The 21,892-nt window shown below is 50.0% G+C and carries 13 protein-coding genes; 8 read left to right on the forward strand and 5 right to left on the reverse strand.

What is annotated here, in order from left to right; all coding sequences use genetic code 11:
* Nucleotides 1-41: 41 nt before the first annotated feature.
* Both ACQG2Q_RS22125 and ACQG2Q_RS22130 read right to left on the reverse strand, forming a co-directional pair.
* Nucleotides 42-863 (reverse strand): DUF932 domain-containing protein, encoded by an 822-nt coding sequence (locus ACQG2Q_RS22125; RefSeq protein WP_103216030.1) that lies wholly within the window; start codon nucleotides 861-863, stop codon nucleotides 42-44.
* 91 nt (nucleotides 864-954) lie between these two features.
* Complete coding sequence (locus ACQG2Q_RS22130; protein ID WP_130997200.1) at nucleotides 955-1,818, reverse strand: GTPase family protein; 864 nt, start codon at nucleotides 1,816-1,818, stop codon at nucleotides 955-957.
* Nucleotides 1,819-2,245: 427 nt separating this feature from the next.
* On the opposite strand from ACQG2Q_RS22130, the gene ACQG2Q_RS22135 reads away from it, so the two are divergent.
* The 8 genes from ACQG2Q_RS22135 to ACQG2Q_RS22170 all read left to right on the forward strand — a co-directional run bounded on the left by ACQG2Q_RS22135 (nucleotide 2,246) and on the right by ACQG2Q_RS22170 (nucleotide 19,234).
* Entirely contained in the window at nucleotides 2,246-3,151 is a 906-nt protein-coding gene (locus tag ACQG2Q_RS22135; RefSeq protein WP_130997201.1) for a helix-turn-helix transcriptional regulator, read from the forward strand.
* Nucleotides 3,151-6,429: a helicase-related protein gene (locus tag ACQG2Q_RS22140; protein ID WP_130997202.1), complete on the forward strand. Its 3,279-nt coding sequence runs from the start codon at nucleotides 3,151-3,153 to the stop codon at nucleotides 6,427-6,429. Before ACQG2Q_RS22135 ends, ACQG2Q_RS22140 begins: the two co-directional genes overlap by 1 nt.
* Nucleotides 6,426-7,127, forward strand: coding sequence for a DUF4391 domain-containing protein (locus tag ACQG2Q_RS22145; protein WP_130997203.1), 702 nt, complete (start codon nucleotides 6,426-6,428; stop codon nucleotides 7,125-7,127). Before ACQG2Q_RS22140 ends, ACQG2Q_RS22145 begins: the two co-directional genes overlap by 4 nt.
* Nucleotides 7,124-9,829, forward strand: a complete 2,706-nt coding sequence (locus tag ACQG2Q_RS22150) for an ATP-binding domain-containing protein (protein ID WP_426759265.1) — start codon at nucleotides 7,124-7,126, stop codon at nucleotides 9,827-9,829. The genes ACQG2Q_RS22145 and ACQG2Q_RS22150 overlap by 4 nt, the downstream gene beginning before the upstream one ends.
* A gap of 75 nt (nucleotides 9,830-9,904) precedes the next feature.
* Nucleotides 9,905-11,815, forward strand: coding sequence for a site-specific DNA-methyltransferase (locus tag ACQG2Q_RS22155; protein WP_130997205.1), 1,911 nt, complete (start codon nucleotides 9,905-9,907; stop codon nucleotides 11,813-11,815).
* 11 nt (nucleotides 11,816-11,826) lie between these two features.
* Nucleotides 11,827-14,898, forward strand: a complete 3,072-nt coding sequence (locus ACQG2Q_RS22160; RefSeq protein ID WP_130997206.1) for a type III restriction-modification system endonuclease — start codon at nucleotides 11,827-11,829, stop codon at nucleotides 14,896-14,898.
* Nucleotides 14,899-15,329: 431 nt separating this feature from the next.
* Entirely contained in the window at nucleotides 15,330-17,981 is a 2,652-nt protein-coding gene (locus ACQG2Q_RS22165; protein ID WP_130997207.1) for a TrlF family AAA-like ATPase, read from the forward strand.
* A gap of 20 nt (nucleotides 17,982-18,001) precedes the next feature.
* On the forward strand, nucleotides 18,002-19,234 hold the full coding sequence (locus tag ACQG2Q_RS22170; RefSeq protein WP_130997208.1) for an RNA-binding domain-containing protein: 1,233 nt from the start codon (nucleotides 18,002-18,004) through the stop codon (nucleotides 19,232-19,234).
* Nucleotides 19,235-19,289: 55 nt separating this feature from the next.
* Here ACQG2Q_RS22170 and ACQG2Q_RS22175 read toward each other — a convergent pair whose 3' ends face one another.
* The 3 genes from ACQG2Q_RS22175 to ACQG2Q_RS22185 all read right to left on the reverse strand — a co-directional run bounded on the left by ACQG2Q_RS22175 (nucleotide 19,290) and on the right by ACQG2Q_RS22185 (nucleotide 21,834).
* Nucleotides 19,290-19,916, reverse strand: coding sequence for an inovirus Gp2 family protein (locus ACQG2Q_RS22175; RefSeq protein ID WP_089561933.1), 627 nt, complete (start codon nucleotides 19,914-19,916; stop codon nucleotides 19,290-19,292).
* A gap of 125 nt (nucleotides 19,917-20,041) precedes the next feature.
* The gene (locus ACQG2Q_RS22180) at nucleotides 20,042-21,463 is read right to left on the reverse strand and encodes a YfjI family protein (protein WP_097724947.1); all 1,422 of its coding nucleotides are present in this window, start codon (nucleotides 21,461-21,463) and stop codon (nucleotides 20,042-20,044) included.
* A 134-nt stretch (nucleotides 21,464-21,597) separates the two neighbouring features.
* On the reverse strand, nucleotides 21,598-21,834 hold the full coding sequence (locus ACQG2Q_RS22185) for a helix-turn-helix transcriptional regulator (protein ID WP_016243847.1): 237 nt from the start codon (nucleotides 21,832-21,834) through the stop codon (nucleotides 21,598-21,600).
* Nucleotides 21,835-21,892: the final 58 nt, after the last annotated feature.

Here is a 21,892-nt window from a genome sequence, read left to right on the forward strand (position 1 = left end):
CAGGTGGTGTCCGATATTAACAAGGCGGCAACATTAAACGGTCACTGCAGTTGCGTGAGCATCGCTTCCGCCATCACCCACAGTGCCCGGTTAAGTTTCACGTCCCCGTCGATACCGCGAACGGCACGGGTATGTGACCGTCCTCCTTTGGCATTACGGCCACTGAGCCCGCCCTTAATCAGGTTCTCCTGAATACGCTGGTACGTGGTCCACAGGTCATTGCTCTCATCCTGCCAGCGGCGCGGGGAGAGGATCTGCGACTCAGTCACCGGCTGGTGGTCCTCACCAAAGCGGTACGTCAGCGCGGCTTTTGCCAGTGCCTGCTGCGCAGGTGGTGGCAACAGCAACGACTGCATCGCATCCCGCTTCTCCTCCACACGGTCAAAAATGCCCAGCACTTCATAGGCCCCCTCAATCACCTGACTCACTACATCGCCTTTGTGCGGCACACGCACCTCGCCAAATGACTCACCGCAGACGAGCCCGTTCTGACAAACCGCACGAAATAAACCCGGCAACATCTGGTACGAACTGGTGCCATCATGGGAGTTGAGCAGGATAATTTCTGGTACCTGTTTACCGGTAATCTGCCCCTCCCGACGAAGGCGTAGCATGTGTTTTGTGTGCTCGCGTCGACCCGGGTCGCGTACCCGGGTCTGACAGGCAAAGAACGGCTGGAAGCCTTCGCGCTGCAGGCTGTCCAGCAGGGATATGGTGGGTATATAGGTATAACGCTCACTACGGGATGCGTGTTTGTCCTCACTGAATACACTGGGCACCACGCGAAACAGCTCTTCGCGGGTTAACGGGCGGTCGCGACGGATAAGATTTGCTGCGCCAAAGCGCGAAGCCAGACGGGTCATAAGCAGACTCCTCATAACGGGAAAACAAATAAAAGGGATCCCCGTCGCATCTGCGACAGGGGCAGGGAAGTAACAGGGATGGGTTAAATACTCAGAAGAAGAAATCCCAGACGGCGCGGGCCACTGACACCACCGTGGTGCGCACGGCCTGAATGACAGCCCGTACCGGGGCGGGTATCAGGGGAAAGGCACTGATGCTATCGAGTACGGCCCCGACGGTTTCACCAAAATCGCTACGAGCCTGTTCCCGGACTACCGTCGTGCGAAAGGAAGACTGGAGTTGCGACACCACCGGGCTGGTGGCCTCACGTGGCAGGCACTTAATCATTCGCTCGGCCATCACCCGCAGTCCCCACTGAAGACGGACCGACACGGCACACACCGGATGTACGGGCTGGAACAGCTCATGCAGCAGACAGATTTTACGGCTGATATTCTGCTTCTGCGCCGTGGACAACGGTCCCCCACCGCTGGTGGGTTCGGCCTTATCCGACTGGCTGATAACAAACAGCACCTTATGCCGGTATACCTCTCCAATCACCTGATGATAAAAATGTTCATCCACCGCCAGCGCCCGGTCATCAGCCTTGATCAACCACAGCACCAGGTCGAGCCGGGGGAGTTGTTCGCGATACAGCGGAGCATACTCGGTATCGCGAGCGCCACTTTCGCCTACGCCGGGCAGGTCCACCAGCGTCATATGGCGGTCGCCAACTTGCAGTCGAAAGCGCAGTGGCTCACGAGTACAGGCCGCCACATCGCTGACCGGCGATACCTCTCCAGCAAACAGGGCATTGCACAGACTGCTCTTCCCAACACCGGTTTTACCCATGATGCCGATCACTGGTTCGTAGTTTGTCAGTTGACGAATTTGCTGCGTGACTCGTTCTGAGACCCATTGTGGCAGACCATCAAGTGACTGCTGAAACGGCTTCAAACCTTCAGAATTGTTCATTACTACTCCTCTGAAAAATAATACAAAAACGGCAGGATCGTGAGATTCCGCCGTTAATCGGATATGTTCAGAGGGATGATATATAACTGAAATTAATTTGAGTTAAGGTAGGTATTAGACCCCTTCCGCCGGTGATCCCGGCTACTAAGTCGTTAGGTTATTCTGTCCCCCTCATCCTCAAGCCAGATCAGTGGATAAGGGCAAATTGTCCGAGGGGCGATAGGGCATTGGGCAGTAAGGTTTTATAGTTGTTAGGCATTAATCTAACGTTGTAGAAACATCGGCTAATACGATGACTGTCTACGTTTGAAACGTCATCTCTTGCTTTTACATAAGTATTAATGTTGATTGTCATCAATTTGATTATAATCATGGCACTTTATTGATTACCGTATTAAATTTTTATTTTTCCCTATAGTGATGATTCATGCCTAGTCCCCTTTGTAAGCGGCTTGACGACTTGAGTCAGGTCCAGCGCGAACGGCTGGCCTACATCGATTTTCGGCTTTACTTCTTCGGTGAGATCGGTCGCCCAGATCTGATTGAGCGCTTTGGCGTTGCTCCAGCAGGAGCGACTCGCGATTTGGCTTTGTACCGGGAAATCGCTCCGAATAACATCACCTTTGATGGTAGCGACAAGATCTATCGTATCGGGCAGGCGTTCTCTCCGTTGTTCGAGCACGCATCGCAGCGTGTTCTGTCGTCGCTGGCTCTGGGCTTTGGCGATGGCGTGAATGGCCCAATGCAGTCGTTGCTACCCTGTGAATCCCCCACAGCCCTGAGCATACCCAAAATGGATGTGTTGGCCGTGATTTGTCGAGCCATCCACTCCAAGCGCCCCGTCGCCATCCGCTACCACTCGATGAGCAGCGGCAAGTCCGAACGGGTCATTGTGCCCTTTGCTTTGGTAGATACCGGCCTGCGCTGGCACGCCCGGGCCTTTGATCGCAAGAGTGGAGAGTTTCGGGATTTCGTCGTCACCCGCATCGAAGCGCCAACATTGCTTGAAGAGGTTCCACAGGCCAACGAACGACCGGATAATGATATCCAGTGGACGCGCATCGTCGAGTTGGATTTCGTGCCGCACCCGCGCATTGAACGCCCCGAGATCATCGAGATGGACTACGGGATGACCGGTGGCTCGATTAGGATGCACGTTCGTGCAGCGGTGGTGGGCTATATGTTGCAGCGCTGGCGGGTTGACTGCTCATCCGATCATTGCCTAAATGGACCGGAGTACCGTTTATGGCTCAAAGATCATCTCGCGATTTACGGCGTGAAAAACGCCTTACTGGCACCAGGCTATAGCGCCGCTACAAAGGCTGATTCTTGATGGAACTGATCGACAATATCAACCGCCTGCTCGGAGACGACCTAAAGCAGACGCTCAAACCCGGTGCTCGCCTGAAGATCGCCGCCTCCTGCTTTTCGATGTACGCGTTCGAAGCGCTAAAAGCAGAGCTGGAAAAAATCGACGAGCTGCAATTCATCTTTACCTCGCCGACATTCACCGCTAACGAAGTAACCGACAAGATTCGTAAGGAACGCAAAGAATTCCACATACCGAAGGCTGACCGCGAACGTAGTCTGTACGGTAGTGAGTTCGAAATTCAGCTGCGCAACAAACTGACCCAGCGCGCAATTGCAAAAGAGTGCGCGGACTGGATGCGGCGCAAGGCAACATTCAAGTCCAATCGCAGCAAGGCCCCGATGCAACAGTTTGCTTGTGTTCAGGCCGTCGCCGCAGAGACTGCCTACATGCCACTGCACGGATTTACGGCCGTCGATCTTGGCTACCAGCAGGGCAATGCTGTATCAAACCTCGTCAACAAAATGGACGAGTCGACGTTTACGGCGACCTACCTCAGTCTATTTAACCAGATCTGGCAAGATCCTGAGAAGCTGGAGGATGTAACGGCGCAGATCTGCGACCACATTGCATCCGTCTACCAGGAAAACTCGCCTGAAAGTATCTACTTCCTGATGCTCTATAACATCTTCAATGAGTTTCTGGACGACCTCAACGAGGATGTCCTGCCCAATGACCGCACGGGCTATCAAGACACGCTCATCTGGAACAAACTCTTCAATTACCAGAAAGATGCTGCCACTGGGATCATCAACAAACTTGAAAACTACAGCGGTTGCATCCTGGCCGACAGCGTGGGCTTGGGCAAAACCTTCACAGCACTTGCCGTCGTAAAGTATTACGAACTGCGCAACAAGTCAGTTCTGGTGTTATGCCCCAAGAAACTTGCGGACAACTGGCTGAACTATAACCGCAACCTTAAGACCAACATATTTGCTCGCGACCGGTTCAGCTATGACGTGCTTTGTCATACTGACCTCAGCCGTACGAGCGGCGAGTCGTTTGGAACACCATTGAATCGCATCAACTGGGGCAACTACGACCTCGTCGTCATCGACGAGTCACACAACTTCCGCAACAATGACGCCTACAAAGACAAGGAAACCCGCTATCAGATACTGATGAACAAGGTCATCAAGGAGGGCGTGAAAACCAAAGTGCTGATGCTTTCGGCCACCCCGGTGAACAACCGCTTCAATGACCTGCGCAACCAATTGGCACTAGCCTACGAAGGCGATTCAGAAAACCTCAGCAAGAAGCTGCGTACCAGCAAGACGGTAGAAGACATTTTCCGTGGTGCGCAGGCCAGCTTCAATGCATGGGCAAAGCTTCCGCCGGAAGAGCGCACAGCGCGAGCCATCCTGGACTCGTTGGACTTCGACTTCTTCGAATTGCTCGACAGCGTCACCATCGCACGCTCGCGCAAGCATATTCAAACCTTCTACGACACCACGGAGATCGGCCAATTCCCCGAGCGCCGCAAGCCCTTGTCGTTCCACTGTCCGCTCACGCAGCGAACGGATGTGATGAGTTTCAACGAAATCTTCGAGCAACTGTCTTTGCTCCGGCTCGCCGTTTACGCCCCGATCAGCTACATCCTGCCCAGTCGGCTCAAGAAGTACGAGGAGATGTATGACACTCAGGTCGAAGGCAAAGGCAAGCTTAAGCAAGTCGATCGCGAAAAGAGCCTGCAGGCATTAATGACGACCAACCTGCTCAAGCGCCTGGAAAGTTCGATTGAGTCCTTCCGCTTGACGCTCCAGTCCCTGCGCACGAACCTCACAAATACACTGGACAAGATCAGCTCGTTCAATCACACCGGTGACCTCAGCGGTATTAACGGCAGAATCAATGACCTGACCGAGCAGTTGGAAAACCTTGACGCAGACGACGACTTGCCCAACATTGGCGACAGCGAGATCGGCGGCAAAGTTAAAATCAGCCTCGCCGATATGGACCTGCCTTCTTGGGAGCACGAACTGAAGGTCGATCTGGAAATCATTGATGCCTTGCTGACGTCGATGAACAAGATCACGGCTGCCGATGATGCCAAACTGCAGCATCTCAAGACACTGGTTCTGAAGAAGATCGCAGCACCGCTGAATCCTGGCAACAAGAAGGTGCTGATCTTCACCGCCTTCGCCGACACCGCTGACTATCTGTATGCCAATTTGGCTCCGGAATTGCTGGCCACACAGACCTTGCACAGTGCGAAAGTCACCGGCAAAGGGGCGCCGAAGAGCACGCTCAAGAAGAGCTATGACTTCCAGGAACTGCTCACCCTCTTCTCGCCAAACTCGAAGGAGAAAGCGATCGTGCTGCCAAATGAGGCGGCAGAGATAGATTTGTTGATCGGCACCGATTGTATCTCTGAAGGCCAGAACCTGCAGGACTGCGACTACCTCATCAACTACGACATCCACTGGAATCCCGTGCGCATCATCCAGCGCTTCGGCCGTGTGGATCGCATCGGCTCACCCAACAGCAGCATCCAACTGGTTAACTACTGGCCAGACATCTCGCTCGACGAATACATCAACCTGAAGGAACGGGTTGAGAGCCGAATGATGATTGCCGATGTCACAGCCACCGGTGACGACAATGTGCTGAGCGCCCAAGCCAACGATGTGTCTTATCGCAAAGAGCAATTGCGACGTCTGCAAGAGGAAGTGATTGAGCTGGAAGACCTGAAAACCGGAGTGTCAATTACTGATCTAGGGCTCAATGACTTCCGAATGGACTTGCTCAACTATGTGAAGGTCAATGGCGAATTGAGCAACGTGCCAAGCGGGATGCACGCCGTAGTGCCTGCCAAGCCGGAGATGGGCCTACGCCCGGGTGTGATCTTCACGCTACGCAACCGGAATCCAAGCGTCAACGTCAGTCAGCACAACCGCCTGCACCCTTATTACCTCGTCTACATTAATCGCGAGGGGGAAGTCATTCACGATCACACCGAAGTCAAACGTTTGCTGGATCTGGTTCGCACCTGCTCCAAGGGACAAACCCAGCCTATTACAGATGCCTGTCTCCTGTTCAATAAGGAAACGGCCGATGGCCGCAAGATGCAGATGTATTCAGACCTGCTTGGCAAGGCCATCCGCTCAATGATCGAGGTGAAGGAAGAGAAGGATCTGGACAGCCTCTTCCGCAGCGGAAAGACCACCGCGTTAGTCAATACTATCGTCGGACTGGACGACTTCGAACTGATTACCTTCCTCGTGATTCAGGAGGCCGGATGAGCCAGTCTGCGCGATTTGAGTCGAATACCGCGTTCATCAACTATCCGAAGCAGGCTGTCTTTGCTCGTACCCTGCCAAAGAATAAGATCTACGAACACAGCGGCGCCAATACAAGGCTGAAGGACTTGTTCGTCGAGCAGGTGGAGCAGATCGTCTGGCAATACAAGTTGGCTCCAGAAACGATCAACCTGCCCGCCAGTCCGGGAGTACCAGAACTTCAGATTTTCTCAATCCAGCTCAAGACATCGGAGCTGAATCTGGACGTTTTGCGTTGCATCGATGGCGCGGTGCAGTTTCCCATCATCTTCGAGCTGAGCTTTAATGGCCGAACAAAGGTGATCGCTGCATACAAAAGACCGAATGAGTCAGACGCCAGCCGTTGGGTCATGAGTGACTACTTTACGACAGCCTGGTTGCCGAGTGATTGTGAGCGCGCCGCCATGCCTTTAGCACTTGACCTGGGCGGCTTGTATGAGCAGACGCTTCACAGCCTAATCCCCACGCCTGCGCGCCCACGAGAAAGTCTCGCGGACTTGGTCGCACGTGTCGAACTTGTTGCAGCCAAGCAGCGTGAGGTTGAGAAAGCTGCCAGTAGACTTGCCAAAGAAAAGCAATTCAACCGCAAAGTAGAGATCAACGCGCATTTGCGGCAGCTTAAAAAAGAACTTGAAGAATTGACCGGGAGTGAGAGTGCATGACACAGAGCTTGAATGATGAGTCAAGGATACACATCGAGCAGATCGCTGGTGAAGCGTTGGCGCAACTCGAAAGCATCGCTGAAACCGCTAGGGGCAAGCTGCACGATGGGCGGACATTGGGCTTAGAAGCGTTGGCAAGTATCAATACGATGACGTCTAGCTCGGCTATTCAGAATCTAGGTCAGATTAGCCAAGTGAATAGAGAGAGCTATCAGACCTTGGCATCTGAGCCAGCTATTGCTCGTGTCGTTGCTGAGGACGACACAGGAAATCGACAGACGTTCTATATCTGTCGGGCAATTCCTTTAACAGGATTTATCAATCACACTAGTTATCGAACAGAAAAAGGACGACTTGCATCCCTACCTGTTGGAGCAGAGCTGGAGCTCAAAGATGGCAGTTATTTAACCGTCATTGAACGAGCACATCTCCGCCCCAATGCGCTTGCCGGTGGGTGGGATTCACGCGACACCGTAGTTGAAGCCGAGCATTTTGGGCCGTTCACTATCGAGTCGCTGCGTGCGCTGCTGACCGAGGTTGCGGGAGAAGAAGTCACCGAAGACATTCTTGGCCAATTGCTGGCCGAGGAGTCAGTCAAGGCCAACATCATCGACGGTGTTCGCCGCAGCGTCATCACCAAGATGGGACTGCGTGATCAGCCTATCCTCGATCAATATCAAGATGAGATTTTCCGTCGCCCTATCGACAATCGTCTTTTGATCCTGGGCCCGCCAGGTACAGGCAAGACGACCACCCTGATCCGCCGTCTCGGCCAAAAACTCGACACCGCCTACCTGGATGAAGGTGAACAACGTCTGGTTGAAACAATCGCTTCAACCCAAGGCATTGCGCACGCCAACAGCTGGCTGATGTTTACGCCCACGGAATTGCTCAAGCAGTACCTCAAGGAGGCTTTTGCGCGTGAAGGTGTTCCCGCCTCGGATCAGCGCATCAGAACGTGGCAAGACTATCGACGCGAGCTGGCCCGAAACGCATTCGGCGTCCTCAGAACGGCTTCAGGTGGAGGTACCTTCGTCCTGAAAGACGGACTGACCAACCTGACCAATGCCGCACTAGAGCTCCCCATTCAATGGTTTGAAGATTTCGATGCATGGCAGCGCAAGGCCTACGTGCAGGAGCTGCGTGAAGCCGCAGCACAGCTCCACGATGCCAAAGCTCCCGAAGCCCTAAGTCTTGGTGCACGACTGCAAGACATCTTGTCGCGGGCGGCCGATGGTGCACTGGTGGCGATGTTTGGCTCGCTGGCGGTAGAGATTGTCAAGGTGCAGACACTCGTCAGTAGCCTGAAGGAAGGCTCGGACGCCAAGATCAAAGGTGCACTCAACCTGCAGCTCAACCGCAACCGAGCTTTTCTGGATGAGTTGGCCAGCGTGATCGACAGCCTGCAACAAGCGCAAGCGACTGAAACGGACGACCAGGATGACCCAGATGCCGATGAAGACGAAGACTCCACGGTATCATCTCGCACACGCTATGTCGCCGCACTCAATGCCTACATGCAAGCGGTACGCGCCCAAGCTCGGGCGGCAGCATCCAAACGCACAGTCAGCAAAGCCTCTCGCAACGGCAAGATCATCGAGTGGTTGGGGGATCGTGGCTTGACAGAAGCGGATCGCGTTGAGGTGGGAGCCAGCCTTCTGGTGCAGGCTGGTGCACGCCGCTTCGTTAATCCGGTGAAGCGCTACCTCGACGGCATCCCGAAGCGCTACCGTGCATTCAGGCGCGAACGCCAACCGGCAAACATCTGGTATCGTCACGAAGACTTTGAGGCGCGCGACATCCATCCCTTGGAGTTGGACATCGTACTGCTCGCGATCTTGCGCGCCGCAGGCGACTTGCTCAGTCGGCCCAACGTTCAGCGCGACATTAATAGCCCCGCCTGGTCATCGCTCCAGCCCATACTGGGGCATTACTGCAACCAGATCCTGGTGGATGAAGCAACAGACTTCTCACCTATCCAGCTCGCGAGCATGGCGGCGCTGGCGCATCCACGACTGCGCTCATTCTTTGCCTGTGGTGACTTTAATCAGCGCTTGACCACCTGGGGTGCACGCACTGTCGACGACTTGAAGTGGGTCTTTGAGGATTTCGACATCAAGGAGATCACGGTCTCCTACCGACAGAGCAAGCAACTGAACGATCTGGCACGCGACATGATCCACGCCGTCGGTGGTACCGAGCAAAACACCAGCTTGCCTGCGCATATGGACAGCATGGGCGTTGCGCCAGCCTTGTTGGAGCACGCGACCAACGCAGAAACCATTGTCGGTTGGCTGGCAGATCGCATTCGCGAGATTGAGCGCTTTGTCGGTCAGTTCCCATCCACCGCCATTTTTGTGAACACCGAGGACGATGTCGCTCCGGTGGCCGACGCGTTGAACGCCACTCTGGCCGATCACAACATCCAGGTCATCGCCTGCCGAGAGGGCCAGGCAGTGGGGCAGGAAAGCAACGTGCGCGTGTTCGACATCCAGCACATCAAAGGCCTTGAGTTCGAGGCGGTATTCTTTGTCAGCATTGACCAGCTCGCCAGGCTGCACCCGGCGCTGTTCGACAAATACCTGTACGTCGGCACCACCCTCGCGGCCACCTACTTGGGCGTGACCTGCCAGGGCAGCTTGCCACCCGCCATCGAAAGTCTGCGCCCGCACTTTTGCCAGGACTGGCAACAAGGCGACTGAACATACCAATACGAATTTGAATTGTGAGCCGCCATGCTTTTTCCATAAAAAGCATGACGACAAGAGGAAAAGAACATGGAAAAGCTAAAAATGCATTCACCCAATCTCACGCAGGACAACATCGCCCGCATTCGCGATCTGTTTCCTGGCTGCATCACCGAAGCCAAGGGCGAGGACGGCAGCGTGAAGTTGGCAGTGGATTTCGACCAGTTGCGGCAAGAGTTGGCCGAGTCAATTGTGGAAGGTCCACAGGAACGCTACCACCTGAACTGGCCGGGCAAGCGTGAAGCCTTGCTTACGGCCAACGCGCCGATTGCCAAGACCTTGCGGCCTTGCCGCGAAGAAAGCGTGGACTTCGATACGACGAAGAACCTGTTTATCGAAGGCGATAATCTTGATGCTCTGAAGCTTTTGCAGGAAACCTATCTTGGCAAGGTCAAGATGATCTTCATCGACCCGCCGTACAACACGGGGAATGATTTTATCTACGAGGATAACTTTTCTTCAAATGCAGGCGAGTATTTGCTTCGTTCCAATCAAGTTGACGCAGAAGGCAATCGTCTAGTTGCAAACCCTGCAACCAATGGACGATACCATTCCGACTGGTTAAGCATGATGTATCCAAGACTGAGGGTCATGGCGAATCTTCTTGCGGATGATGGATTGCTTGCGGTGTCTATCAATGACAAGGAGGTCTTCCAGATTGGTAAATTGCTGGACGAAATCTTTGGCTATTCGAATAGACTTGCTTGCGCACCTTGGCTTTCTGAAGCAAGTGGTGGAAAAGAAAAAACCGGATTGCGGACTGGTCACGAATACTTGCTTATCTATTTCAGAACAACATCTGAAAGTGTTTCCCAGGACGAAAGATCTACTGGAGCACTCAATCTGAGTGACAAAAACGGCCCGTACAGAAAGGGCCGAGAATTAATGAAATGGGGCGGAACATCTCTGCGTTCAGATAGACCAAATCAGTTCTATGGACTTCGGTGCCCAACTGGTGAATACGTTGATCCGTATAGAAATGATGGGAAAGAGGGACACTGGCGTTGGGGGAAAGATAATCCCAACATCTTGCTTGCACAGACAGACCCCGATTTTTTCCATTGGGAAAAGCGTCCATTCGACAACGGAATATTGGTTAACGGGGCAGACGAGAGATGGGTTCCGTATGAAAAAATCCGGGACGTAAAGAAATCCGTTGGCTGGAGTACTTGGCTAGACAAATTTGGTTCCAATGCAGACGGAACAAGGGAATTGAAAGAACTATTCGGCTCTAAGGTATTTGATACGCCAAAACCAACTCAACTCATCAAATGGTTTCTTTCCTTGCATGGGGATGATGAAGGGATCGTTTTAGACTTCTTCTCCGGCTCATCCGCAACAGCAGATGCGGTTATGCAGTTAAACGCTGAAGATCAAGGACGTCGCCGGTTCATAATGGTACAGTTGCCCGAGTCGTGTAATGAAGATTCTGAAGCGTTTAAAGCAGGCTACAAAACCATTTCCGACATGAGCAAGGATCGTATTCGACGCGCGGGAAAGAAGGTAAGCGAAGCCAATCAGCAAGTGGACGTTGGATTCCGTTCACTGAAGATTGATACGTCCAACATGGCAGATGTCTACTACACACCGGATTCACTCAATAAAGGCCAAATTGACCTATTGATCGGAAATATCAAACCCGACCGCACGCCCGAAGATCTGCTGTTCCAAGTGATGCTGGATTGGGGTGTCGACCTAGCCCTGCCCATCAACATACAGTCTATTCAAGGTAAAGATGTGTTCTTTGTCGATGGCAATGCGCTGGCCGCCTGCTTCGACGCCAGCGGCAGCATCGACGAAATGTTTGTGAAAGAACTGGCCAAGCATCAGCCGCTGCGCGTGGTGTTCCGCGATGCGGGCTACAAGAACAGCGCGGTCAAGATCAACGTTGAGCAGATTTTCAAGCTCTTGTCGCCCATCACCGAAGTGAAATGTATCTGAGGGCGCGCACGATGAAGCTTAAATTCAAACATCAGCCCTATCAGGCTGCCGCCGTGCAGGCGGTCGTAGATATTTTTCAGGGGCAGCCATCGGCCTCTGATTCGGCCATTAGCTATCGCCTTGACCCTGGTAATACCAAAAACGGCATTGATGATCTGTTTGCGGTAGATACCGGTTTTAAAAATGCTGAGCTAACCCTCAGTGAGGTTACCTTGCTTGATAACATCCAACAGGCGCAGCGCCAGCAAAACCTGCCGTTGTCGGAGAGCCTGGTCAAGACCAAGGTCGCCAGGCTAAATCTTGATATCGAGATGGAAACGGGTACTGGCAAGACCTATTGCTACATTAAGGCGATCTTCGAGCTGAACAAACAGTACGGCTGGAGCAAGTTTGTCATAGTGGTACCGAGCATTGCAATCCGCGAGGGTGTGGCGAAGTCGTTGGAAATCACGGCCGAGCACTTTCAGGAGACCTACCACAAGAAGGCGCGCTTCTTTATTTACAACTCTAAGCAGTTGCACCATCTGGAGAGCTTCTCCTCCGATGCCGGTATTAATATTATGGTGATCAACGTACAAGCGTTTAACGCCACCGGCACAGATAACCGCCGCATCTATGAAGCGCTCGATGATTTTCAGTCACGTCGCCCGATCGATGTGATCAGCGCAAACAGGCCCATCTTGATCCTCGATGAGCCGCAGCGGATGGAGGGGGGCAAGACGCTGGATTCCTTGGCTAATTTCAACCCGTTGATGGTGTTGCGCTATTCCGCTACCCACAAGACCACACACAACAAGATCCACCGTCTGGATGCGCTCGATGCCTACAACCAGAAGCTGGTGAAGAAGATTGAGGTGCGCGGTATCTCGGTGAAGGGACTGGCGGGAACCAATGCCTATCTCTATTTACAAGCCATCGAAATCTCAAGCAAAAAACCGCCAGTCGCGGTTGTGGAGTTCGAACAGAAACTCAGCGGAGGAAACATCAAGCGCGTCACTCGCAAACTGGGCAAGGGTGACAATCTGTTTGTGCTATCGAACGAGCTGGATCAATACCGCGATGGGTTTGTGGTATCGGACATCAATGCAAATACGGACACCTTGAGCTTTACCAATGGCGTAGAACTGACGGTGGGTGATGCGACTGGTGATATTTCCGAGATAGCGCTGCGCCGTATTCAGATCCGTGAGACGATCAAAGCGCACTTTGATAAGGAGATGGAGCTCTTTGATAAAGGGGTGAAGGTTCTCTCGCTGTTCTTTATCGACGAAGTAGCCAGGTACCGGGACTACTCCGCTGCCGATGAAAAGGGAGAGTACGCAAGAATATTTGAAGAGGAGTACGCTAAACATCTTCAAGAAGCGTGTGATAATGGGTTTATGCAGGGGGATACCCCTTATGCTAAATATCTACGTCACATTGCGGCCGATAAGACGCATAGCGGCTACTTCTCCATCGACAAGAAGAGCAAGCGCCTCACCGATCCCAAGACCGCTGCGCGCGGTGAAAATGCAGGCTTGTCGGATGACGTAGATGCTTACGATCTGATCCTCAAAGACAAGGAACGGTTGTTATCACTAGCTGAGCCGGTGCGTTTTATCTTCTCACACTCGGCCTTGCGTGAAGGCTGGGATAACCCGAACGTGTTTGTGATCTGCATGCTCAAGCATAGTGATAACAACATATCACGCCGCCAGGAGGTCGGGCGTGGCCTGCGTTTGTCCGTCAATCAAAATGGTGACCGCATGGATCACCCGTCCATTGTTCATGACATTAACGTACTGACTGTCGTGGCCAGCGAAAGTTACAAGGACTTCGTGACCGCCTTGCAGAAGGACATTAGCGACTCCTTGTCTGCTCGTCCGCGTGTGGCGGACAAGGCCTACTTCACGGGCAAGATGCTGAACACTAAGGAAGGCACGATTACGGTATCGGACGACCAAGCCACGGACATTGAGTTTTATCTGATCCAGAACGGCTACGTCGATAAGAAGCGCAATATCACGGAGAAATACCACCAAGCTAAGAAAGACGGCACGTTAGAGGCATTGCCGGACGAGCTGCAGCCCTATGCAGAGCAGGTATTCCAGCTGATTAACAGCGTATTCAGCGAAAGCCAGCTCATGCTGGTAGAAGATGGACGCAAGCCCAAAAGACTGCAGACCAACGCCAACTTTGAAAAGCAGGAGTTCAAGGCGCTGTGGGGGCGAATCAATCGCAAAGCTACCTACAGCGTACTGTTTGATGATGTTGAGCTAGTGAACAATGCGATCAAGGTGCTCAATGACAAGAATGCTGGGTTGCGAGTGACGCCGTTACAATACACCATTCACCGTGGCGAGCAGGCTGATACGGCAACTTACGATGGCCTCAAAAAGGGTAATGCCTTCGAGCTGAAAGTTACCGAAACAGAATCGCACAACGCCTCCATCCACTCCGCTGTGCAGTACGATCTGATTGGCAAGATATCAGAGGGGACGTTGCTTACAAGACGAACCGTTGCCGAAATTCTTAAAGGCCTCAATGCTGACGTCTTCGCACAATTCAAGAGCAATCCGGAAAACTTCATTGCCGAAGCCATTCGCTTGGTCAACGAACAAAAGGCCAATGTCATTATCGAGCATTTGGCCTATGACACGCTAGAAGACAAGTTTGATTTGGACATCTTTACCACGGGCCAGAGCAAACAGGATCTCAGTAAGGCCGGGAATAAATTGCAAAATCACATCTATGACTACGTGCTTACCGACTCTGCGATTGAGCGTAAGTTTGTCGAAGAGCTGGATACCAGCAAGGATGTGGTGGTATATGCCAAGTTGCCACGTGGTTTTCTGATCCCAACCCCTGTCGGCGATTACAACCCCGATTGGGCCATTTCCTTCAAAGAAGGCTCGGTCAAGCATGTGTATTTCGTTGCTGAGACCAAGGGCTCGATGTCGTCACTGGATTTACGGCCTATTGAAGCTACCAAGATTAAATGTGCCCGTAAGTTCTTCGATGAGATCAACAAGAAGTTTGCTCCAGAAAACGTGAAGTATGACGTAGTGGATAGCTTCGGTAAGCTGATGGAAGTGGTCAAGTAAGATACAAAGGATTGGCCATGTGGTGGTGAGATTATGGCGCACACAAATTGCCACCTATGCACATGGCCGCATCTGAGCTTTCATCCAGTATCTCTTGTTTGCGTTTGTATTACGGCGTTCCATCTGCAATCGGCCGGGCGATGCTTTAAGGTAAGACGCTTTATCCACCACCTTACGTGTCTGTACCTGTCGCTGTGTGGAGACTTTATCGGTCTAGCTGGATGCCGCCGATGCCCCTCTGCGGAGCAGCAGTGCAGAGGAGTTTTCGGATTATTTCGTCGTACTAACCTGGACGCTGCAAAAGCTAGATAATAAAACTAGACGTACAGTTGAAAGTGAAGAGATAGGCCTGTTTATCAATGTGATACAGAGATTTTAAGCGTATTATTTACTACGAGTAGTGAACCACTAAAAAGATATGGAGCCTGACGATGTCTGTGAACTGGACTAAAGCTGATTTTTTTAAGTGCGCTTTGCAAGTAAACCCAGCGGGATACAGTAAGTATCGTGGGAAAGAATCACTCAGCGAGGATATCTACAATCAGCAGCTTCTGGAGGCCTGCCTCGAAGCTGATATTCAGGTTGTTGGTATAGCAGATCATGGTGCCGTTAATGCGGTAGACAGACTTCGTCAGCTCTTTAATGAGCATGGAATTGTCGTTTTTCCTGGTTTTGAGATCTGCTCAAGCGAAAAAATTCATTTCGTTTGTTTGTTTGATGAAAGCCGTACAGTACAGGAATTGGAGCGCTGCTTGAGCAATCTGGGGTATGAAAATCCCGATGATTGCATTTCCCCTTCAAAGCTCAGCGCCATACAGATCATTGAAAAAGTTGAAGGCCTGGGTGGGTTTATTTTTGCTGCACATAGCACGAATGATAATGGCGTACTGAAATGCCGTATGAATCATGTATGGAAAGAACGTGGATTGCTGGCGGCGCAGATTCCAGGAACTGTCGATGACTTGAAAGGGGTTGAAGATGATTTTTATCGAAAAGCTATCCTGAACAAACTCCCTGACTATCGTCGTGAACGACCTATTGCCATTATCAACGCGGCAGATGTTGCCCAACCGGAAGAAATTAAAACAGCGGGAGCATCCTGCCTGATAAAAATGACGCGGCCATGCTTTAGCTCATTTAAACAGGCATTTTTAGATCCAGAATCACGAGTGCGCCTGAATGCAGATAAGCCACATAGCTATGCTTCGGCAATTGAAAACATTCGTTTTACTGGTGGATATCTGGATGAAACTGATATTACTTTTTCCGACCACCTCAATGCTGTAATTGGTGGGCGTGGTACAGGTAAATCGACTTTGCTGGAGGCCATTCGTTTTGCCCTGGGTAAACAGCCTTTTGGCGATTCAGCACAAAAGCAACACAGTGCAATTATTAAGAGCAACTTGGGGAATGGTTCGCTGGTTCAACTGCAGGTTCGCTCTGCTGTGATGCAGGGGCGTGCTTTTACTATCAGTCGCAAATTTGGTGGGCAATCCATCGTAACGGACAGTGAAGGGAATGTTTCACCTTATTCTCCTGATGATTTACTTCCTGGGCTGGAGTTGTACGGGCAGAATGAAATTTACGAAATGACCCGAGATGCTCAGAGTCGTAATCGTCTGGTAGAGCGATTTTTGGAAGGTGATCATAGCCAGTACGATGTGATTATCAACAAAGCGTTGTCACGCCTGGGGGAGAGTCGTCTTGCTATCCTTAATGCTCTTGAGCAAAAGGCGGAGACAGAACTTGAAGTAGCACGATTGCCGAAACTGCTGGAGCAGGCAGCGCAATTTAAACAGCTTGGCCTTGATGAAAAACTCAAAATAGTCCCTTTGCTGGAAAAAGAAAAGCAGCTCAGTTTACGTCATCAGGAAGAATTATCCGGGGTGAAGGACGCTCTTCTGACGCTTAAGGACAGCCTTCCCGACCTAGCTTACCTCAGTGATGGTGTGATAAATGTTTTGCCTCACCACTCTCTTCTGCTCCGGCAACGTGATGTACTCCAGCGAGCGCAGGGTCAAGTGTCAACATTAGTCCAACAACTTGATGAGATCGTTCAGCGTTCATCAGCGGAGCTTGCTCCTTTACAACTTGAGCTATCAGGTTTAATCGGCGCAGAAGAGGCTCAGCTTGAAAAAGCCTTCAAAGATATCCCAGCCAGCCAGGGAAAAAGCGGGCGACAGATTGGCGCAGACTATCAAACCTTGTTACGTCAGATTGCCTCTATTCGTCCTAAAGCAACAGCGCTGGAGAACCGGCAAAAGCAACTTGATGAGCTATACCAGCAGCGGAAAAGATTACTTCTAGAACTTATCCAGGCACGTTCTCAACGTTCTGCAGCATTGGCAAAATCAGTAAAACGTCTGAACAGAAAACTGGATGAAAAAGTGCGGCTCAATTTGCAGCCAGAAGGCGACCGTCAGCCGCTGCTGCATTTTCTGGAACAATGTAATCTGGAAGGGGTCGGCTCACGACGCCTTGCCTGGGTACTTGAGCATGATTTTACACCGGAAAATCTGGTTGAGAGTATCCGTAGTGGTGAGCAGGCCTTACATAATGCCAAGTGGGGAATCACACCAACCGTCGCCCAAGCGTTGCTGCGTTTGAGCGAAAAACAGCTTCTGGAACTGGAAGCATTATCGCTGCCGGATACGATGCAAATTGAGCTGAATGTCATGCATGATGGCGGTGGCGTTTTCTGGCGCCATATTGACGAACTATCTACCGGACAACAGTGTACCGCTGTCCTGCATTTGCTGTTATTGGAAAATCAGGACCCGCTGATCCTGGATCAGCCAGAAGATAACCTTGATAACGCATTTATTGCAGAGCGTATAGTGGCAGAACTGCGTAAGGCGAAGTTGTCCCGGCAGTTTTTATTTGCCACACATAACGCTAACATACCGGTCTTCGGTGATGCCGAATGGATTGGGGTGTTGAGTGTAGAAGATGGGAAAGGGCGTATTCTTCCTGAGCAGCAGGGGGCGATTGATCTGCCTGAAATCCAGCGTCTGGCGGCGAATATCCTCGAAGGTGGTCAAAGCGCATTTAATCAACGCCGGGAAAAATACGGGTTTAAATAACTAAGAATCAGGAGTCAGTCATGCTTAAAAGCGAATTACTGGAGATCATTGCCAACGGGGAGAGCTCTGGAGTGGAGTTTAAGCGTGATGATATCCGCCCAGAGCAATTGGCGAAAGAAGTTGTTGCGATGGCTAACTTCCAGGGAGGAAGTGTCCTTCTAGGTGTGGAGGATGACGGCACCATAACCGGCATTCAGCGTCAGAACCTAGAGGAGTGGGTGATGAACGTTATGCAGGATAAAATTCATCCAATGCTTCTGCCGTTCTATGAAGAGGTCCGGATAGACGATAATCTTACAGTTGCTATTGTTAGCTTCCCGCAAGGAATTTCTAAGCCATATGTCGTGCGTCATCAGGGAAGAGAGGAAATATTTATTCGCGTAGGATCGACTTCCCGGTTAGCTACTCGTGAGCAGCAAATGCGTTTGTTTGAAATTGGCGGTATGTTACATACAGAGGTGATGCCTGTCCCTAGAACAGATATTAGCAGCTTGGATGAAGCACGTTTACTGAATTATCTGCGTGATATTTTGCGTGATCCTGATATTCCTGAGACTCAGGAACAATGGCAACAACGGTTGTTAGGATTAAGTTTTCTGACAAAAGCGGGTGAAAATGTCTGTTGTACAATTGCCGGGTTGGTGCTCTTCGGTAAACATCCACGCCAGTATTTACGTCAATCAGGTATCCGAGTCTTTGCGTTTGCCAGCGAGGATAAGGAGTACCAACCGTTACTCGATGATATTCTGGATGGTCCAATGGTTGGGCGTTTTGATACTGAGGAAGCCGGAAAGGCTTTGATCGATGGTGGATTGATTGAGCGTTTGATGTCGACTATCATGCCCTTTATCACTTCAGAGGCTCCTCTACCCGATACGCATCTACGTCGGGAAACAACCTGGTATTATCCACTGGAAGCTATCCGCGAAACTGTTGTAAATGCGCTGGCTCATCGTGACTGGACACGCTTTGTTGAGATAGAGATTGGTTTGTATAGCAATCGATTTGAAGTTATTAGCCCAGGGGCGCTGAATAATTCGATGTCGGTTGAAAAGATGGTTGCAGGTCAGCGTTCACCACGTAATACGATTATCATGGAAGTCTTACGTGATTATGGTTACGTTGATTTCAGGGGGATGGGAGTCAGGACAAAGATTATTCCACTAACACAGGCCATGAGTGGCCAACTCCCTGAGTTTACTGCAACAGATGATTACTTGAAAACAATACTTTATCGCTCACCATCGTCTTGATATATAAGGTCTGGCCTTTCCATCCATAAGAAAGGCCATCGTTGTAAAAAATAAATTACCCGCGACTGCAGCCGAAATTACGGTCCCCATCACCGACTATTTTAGTCCTTACTTTGGTCATGTAATCCACCCTGTTCATCAAATCGCTATAAGTCTGCTCAAAGTTGTCCCTTTTACGATTGAGAAGGTATTTGCCATTTGAAGGGTAATTAACTAACTTCCCTGAACTATCTATCGGGATGCCAAGTGCACTGTACCAAGCTGTTGTTATCATTGTTCTTAGAGTGTTACGGTTTAAATCGTAATCACCTACATGATAATAAGCATCCTGATTGAAACACAGTATTAAATGGTAATGCCGTTTTCCATTTTTGGTATATTCTCTAACCCATGCGTAACGTAAGGTAGAATGTCGGGCATCAGGCCAGTCTTTCCGTTGAGTTTTAATATGTTTATCGTGTTCAAGCTTTGCTTTTAACGCGCTGGTAAAGCGAGATATAGCAGCAGAGTCAACCCTAGGTTGAAAGAATGGATTATCCATATTCTCTGTATCAATTGGATCATGCAGATCAACACGAAGAATCATTGAGTTAGGATGTTCATTGAGGGAGTCATCAATAACCTGTTTGATTCTATCCCGATATAGGGATACGTGTGATCCGAATTCACTATCGTATGTCATATAGCATCCTGTTTGATGATATTGAAGTAAGTGATGGATTTAATATATATTATCTATCATGACAACAAACCATTAACTGAACTGGGCTCATTATTAATTTTCACTCTTGAATTAAATACAATCATTCAGAATAAAGTTGAGGAATTCAAACCAGCGATAGCTATTAATGTGGTTTTCCCCTTTTTTCCCACAAGGATTTTATTTTGAGAGAATAATGCACTGAGTAATTCATTTGCTTTACTACGATTCCTGAATTTATTAGGGCCATATTGGAGGATGGTATTTTTAGTAATATAAGGTACAACAAGGCGATTACAATGGTTTTTTATCCACCAATAAAGCTCATCCGCCTCCGAGATTGCCAGAGTGAATTCTTGAGGCTTAGAAAATAAGTGGATGTACTCATTTAGATACCAGGTAGATATCTTCACAGCATCTTCGACTGCAGAAAGAGGTATATCTCCATCATTGCCATTAAAAAAATGCAGAAGAGCGGCCACTCTTGCCGTATTTTCTGCGACCTTAGATGCATAGTCTTTAAAGTCTGTTAAGGTGCCAAGTAAGCCCATATCTGACTCCACCTTGTTATAAAATTCTATCCAGCGATTTTCCGCTTCTACCGAGAAGTGCAGACAAAGACGATCATTTTGATTATCTCTAGCAATATTGTCGTTAACTATCTCCATCAGTCGTTGATGGAATATCGGCAAATGCTCGCTTGAAATAACGGGGCTGGAGATTATTCTGGAACCTTGCTTTGAATCAGGCTGACATATCAAACACCGAGCGAAGAATCCGATACCTTTAGCTGTATCGCCTTTACGTTGCAGATAACCTTTAAATACATCAGGCTGAACCATCAACCCTAACGTCAATCTGGCATTTTTGATTAATTTTTCCGGTTCGCTTTTTCTTTCCACGGAAAAAGTTGCACCATCCCACATTTTGTTGATAAAGGGTAGTTCGTTCAGCGTATAACCATTAAAAATGGTGCCAGCCTCATCAGACATAATACCGATAGAACGCCAGTAGCCACAGAGGTAATCTTTAATAGCCGCAGGTGTGGCGTCGTTAAATATCTGCTTGAACCTCACAGGTGCTTTACGATGCGACTCCAGAAACTCTTTCAGAAGTTCATCCGTTGCCGAGTGATCTTTATTTTTGCGAATATCTAACTTCAGTTTTGACATCAAGGCTTTCTTTTCAATGTTAAAAACCGTTTCTTCATTCCTCCAGACAACCAAGTCATGGGTATATTTTTCAAACCATTCTTCTTCCAATTGATACAATGGCTTCATCAGTAGTTTGTCCACAGTACTTTTGCGTTCACCAGATTCCGCCAGCGTCAGTAAGAAAAGTGATACCGGACTGCGCAAATTATTCAGTCGGCACACATCAATACGGTTCTGGCATGCAAGCGAAATAACCCCCAGTACCGATGCGGCAATCAAAGCCTGAGGAGCCTGCGTGTGCTGTTCCACTTCATAAACCGCATTTCTGATAATCTGAGGAAACGAATCAATAGGAAAAGGACGAGCGTTAAACATGCAATACCTCTAATAAAATTAACGTTAAAAAGTTTCGCTCAAGTTGCCATTCCGCTATTAATTGCAGAAATAGCAGGATGAACACGGAGCATTCAGAAAAAAACAAAAAAATAAAAGCACAAAACCTCTGGATCCTAACGTTCGTTAATCCAGCAAAGCAGATCGCTTAACAACCAACCACAGGACTTCAACCCAATAGACTTACGCAACGGAAACTGACCAACTTGCTCCAGTTTCCAAGCCGTTGAACGAGATATCGATGTGATGCACTGACGTTCTTTTTCACGTACGAGGCGATCATGGGGTTCGCCATAGTTGCGTAGGATCTGCAAGCGTTCGCTTGATGTTGGATACTTGAATGTTGTTTTCATACTGCCTCCATTGTTTTGGTAAAAGAAGCATGTATCAGATTTACAACTCAAGAAAGTC

Source organism: Enterobacter cloacae complex sp. 370H10 (genome assembly GCF_050031535.1).
Classification (GTDB): domain Bacteria; phylum Pseudomonadota; class Gammaproteobacteria; order Enterobacterales; family Enterobacteriaceae; genus Enterobacter; species Enterobacter intestinihominis.

Bases quoted from the DNA above. Each gene is read 5' to 3' on its own strand.
- ACQG2Q_RS22125 (WP_103216030.1), bottom strand. From the start codon at position 863: ATGACCCGTCTGGCTTCGCGCTTTGGCGCAGCAAATCTTATCCGTCGC.
- ACQG2Q_RS22130 (WP_130997200.1), bottom strand. From the start codon at position 1,818: ATGAACAATTCTGAAGGTTTGAAGCCGTTTCAGCAGTCACTTGATGGT.
- ACQG2Q_RS22135 (WP_130997201.1), top strand. From the start codon at position 2,246: ATGCCTAGTCCCCTTTGTAAGCGGCTTGACGACTTGAGTCAGGTCCAG.
- ACQG2Q_RS22140 (WP_130997202.1), top strand. From the start codon at position 3,151: ATGGAACTGATCGACAATATCAACCGCCTGCTCGGAGACGACCTAAAG.
- ACQG2Q_RS22145 (WP_130997203.1), top strand. From the start codon at position 6,426: ATGAGCCAGTCTGCGCGATTTGAGTCGAATACCGCGTTCATCAACTAT.
- ACQG2Q_RS22150 (WP_426759265.1), top strand. From the start codon at position 7,124: ATGACACAGAGCTTGAATGATGAGTCAAGGATACACATCGAGCAGATC.
- ACQG2Q_RS22155 (WP_130997205.1), top strand. From the start codon at position 9,905: ATGGAAAAGCTAAAAATGCATTCACCCAATCTCACGCAGGACAACATC.
- ACQG2Q_RS22160 (WP_130997206.1), top strand. From the start codon at position 11,827: ATGAAGCTTAAATTCAAACATCAGCCCTATCAGGCTGCCGCCGTGCAG.
- ACQG2Q_RS22165 (WP_130997207.1), top strand. From the start codon at position 15,330: ATGTCTGTGAACTGGACTAAAGCTGATTTTTTTAAGTGCGCTTTGCAA.
- ACQG2Q_RS22170 (WP_130997208.1), top strand. From the start codon at position 18,002: ATGCTTAAAAGCGAATTACTGGAGATCATTGCCAACGGGGAGAGCTCT.
- ACQG2Q_RS22175 (WP_089561933.1), bottom strand. From the start codon at position 19,916: ATGACATACGATAGTGAATTCGGATCACACGTATCCCTATATCGGGAT.
- ACQG2Q_RS22180 (WP_097724947.1), bottom strand. From the start codon at position 21,463: ATGTTTAACGCTCGTCCTTTTCCTATTGATTCGTTTCCTCAGATTATC.
- ACQG2Q_RS22185 (WP_016243847.1), bottom strand. From the start codon at position 21,834: ATGAAAACAACATTCAAGTATCCAACATCAAGCGAACGCTTGCAGATC.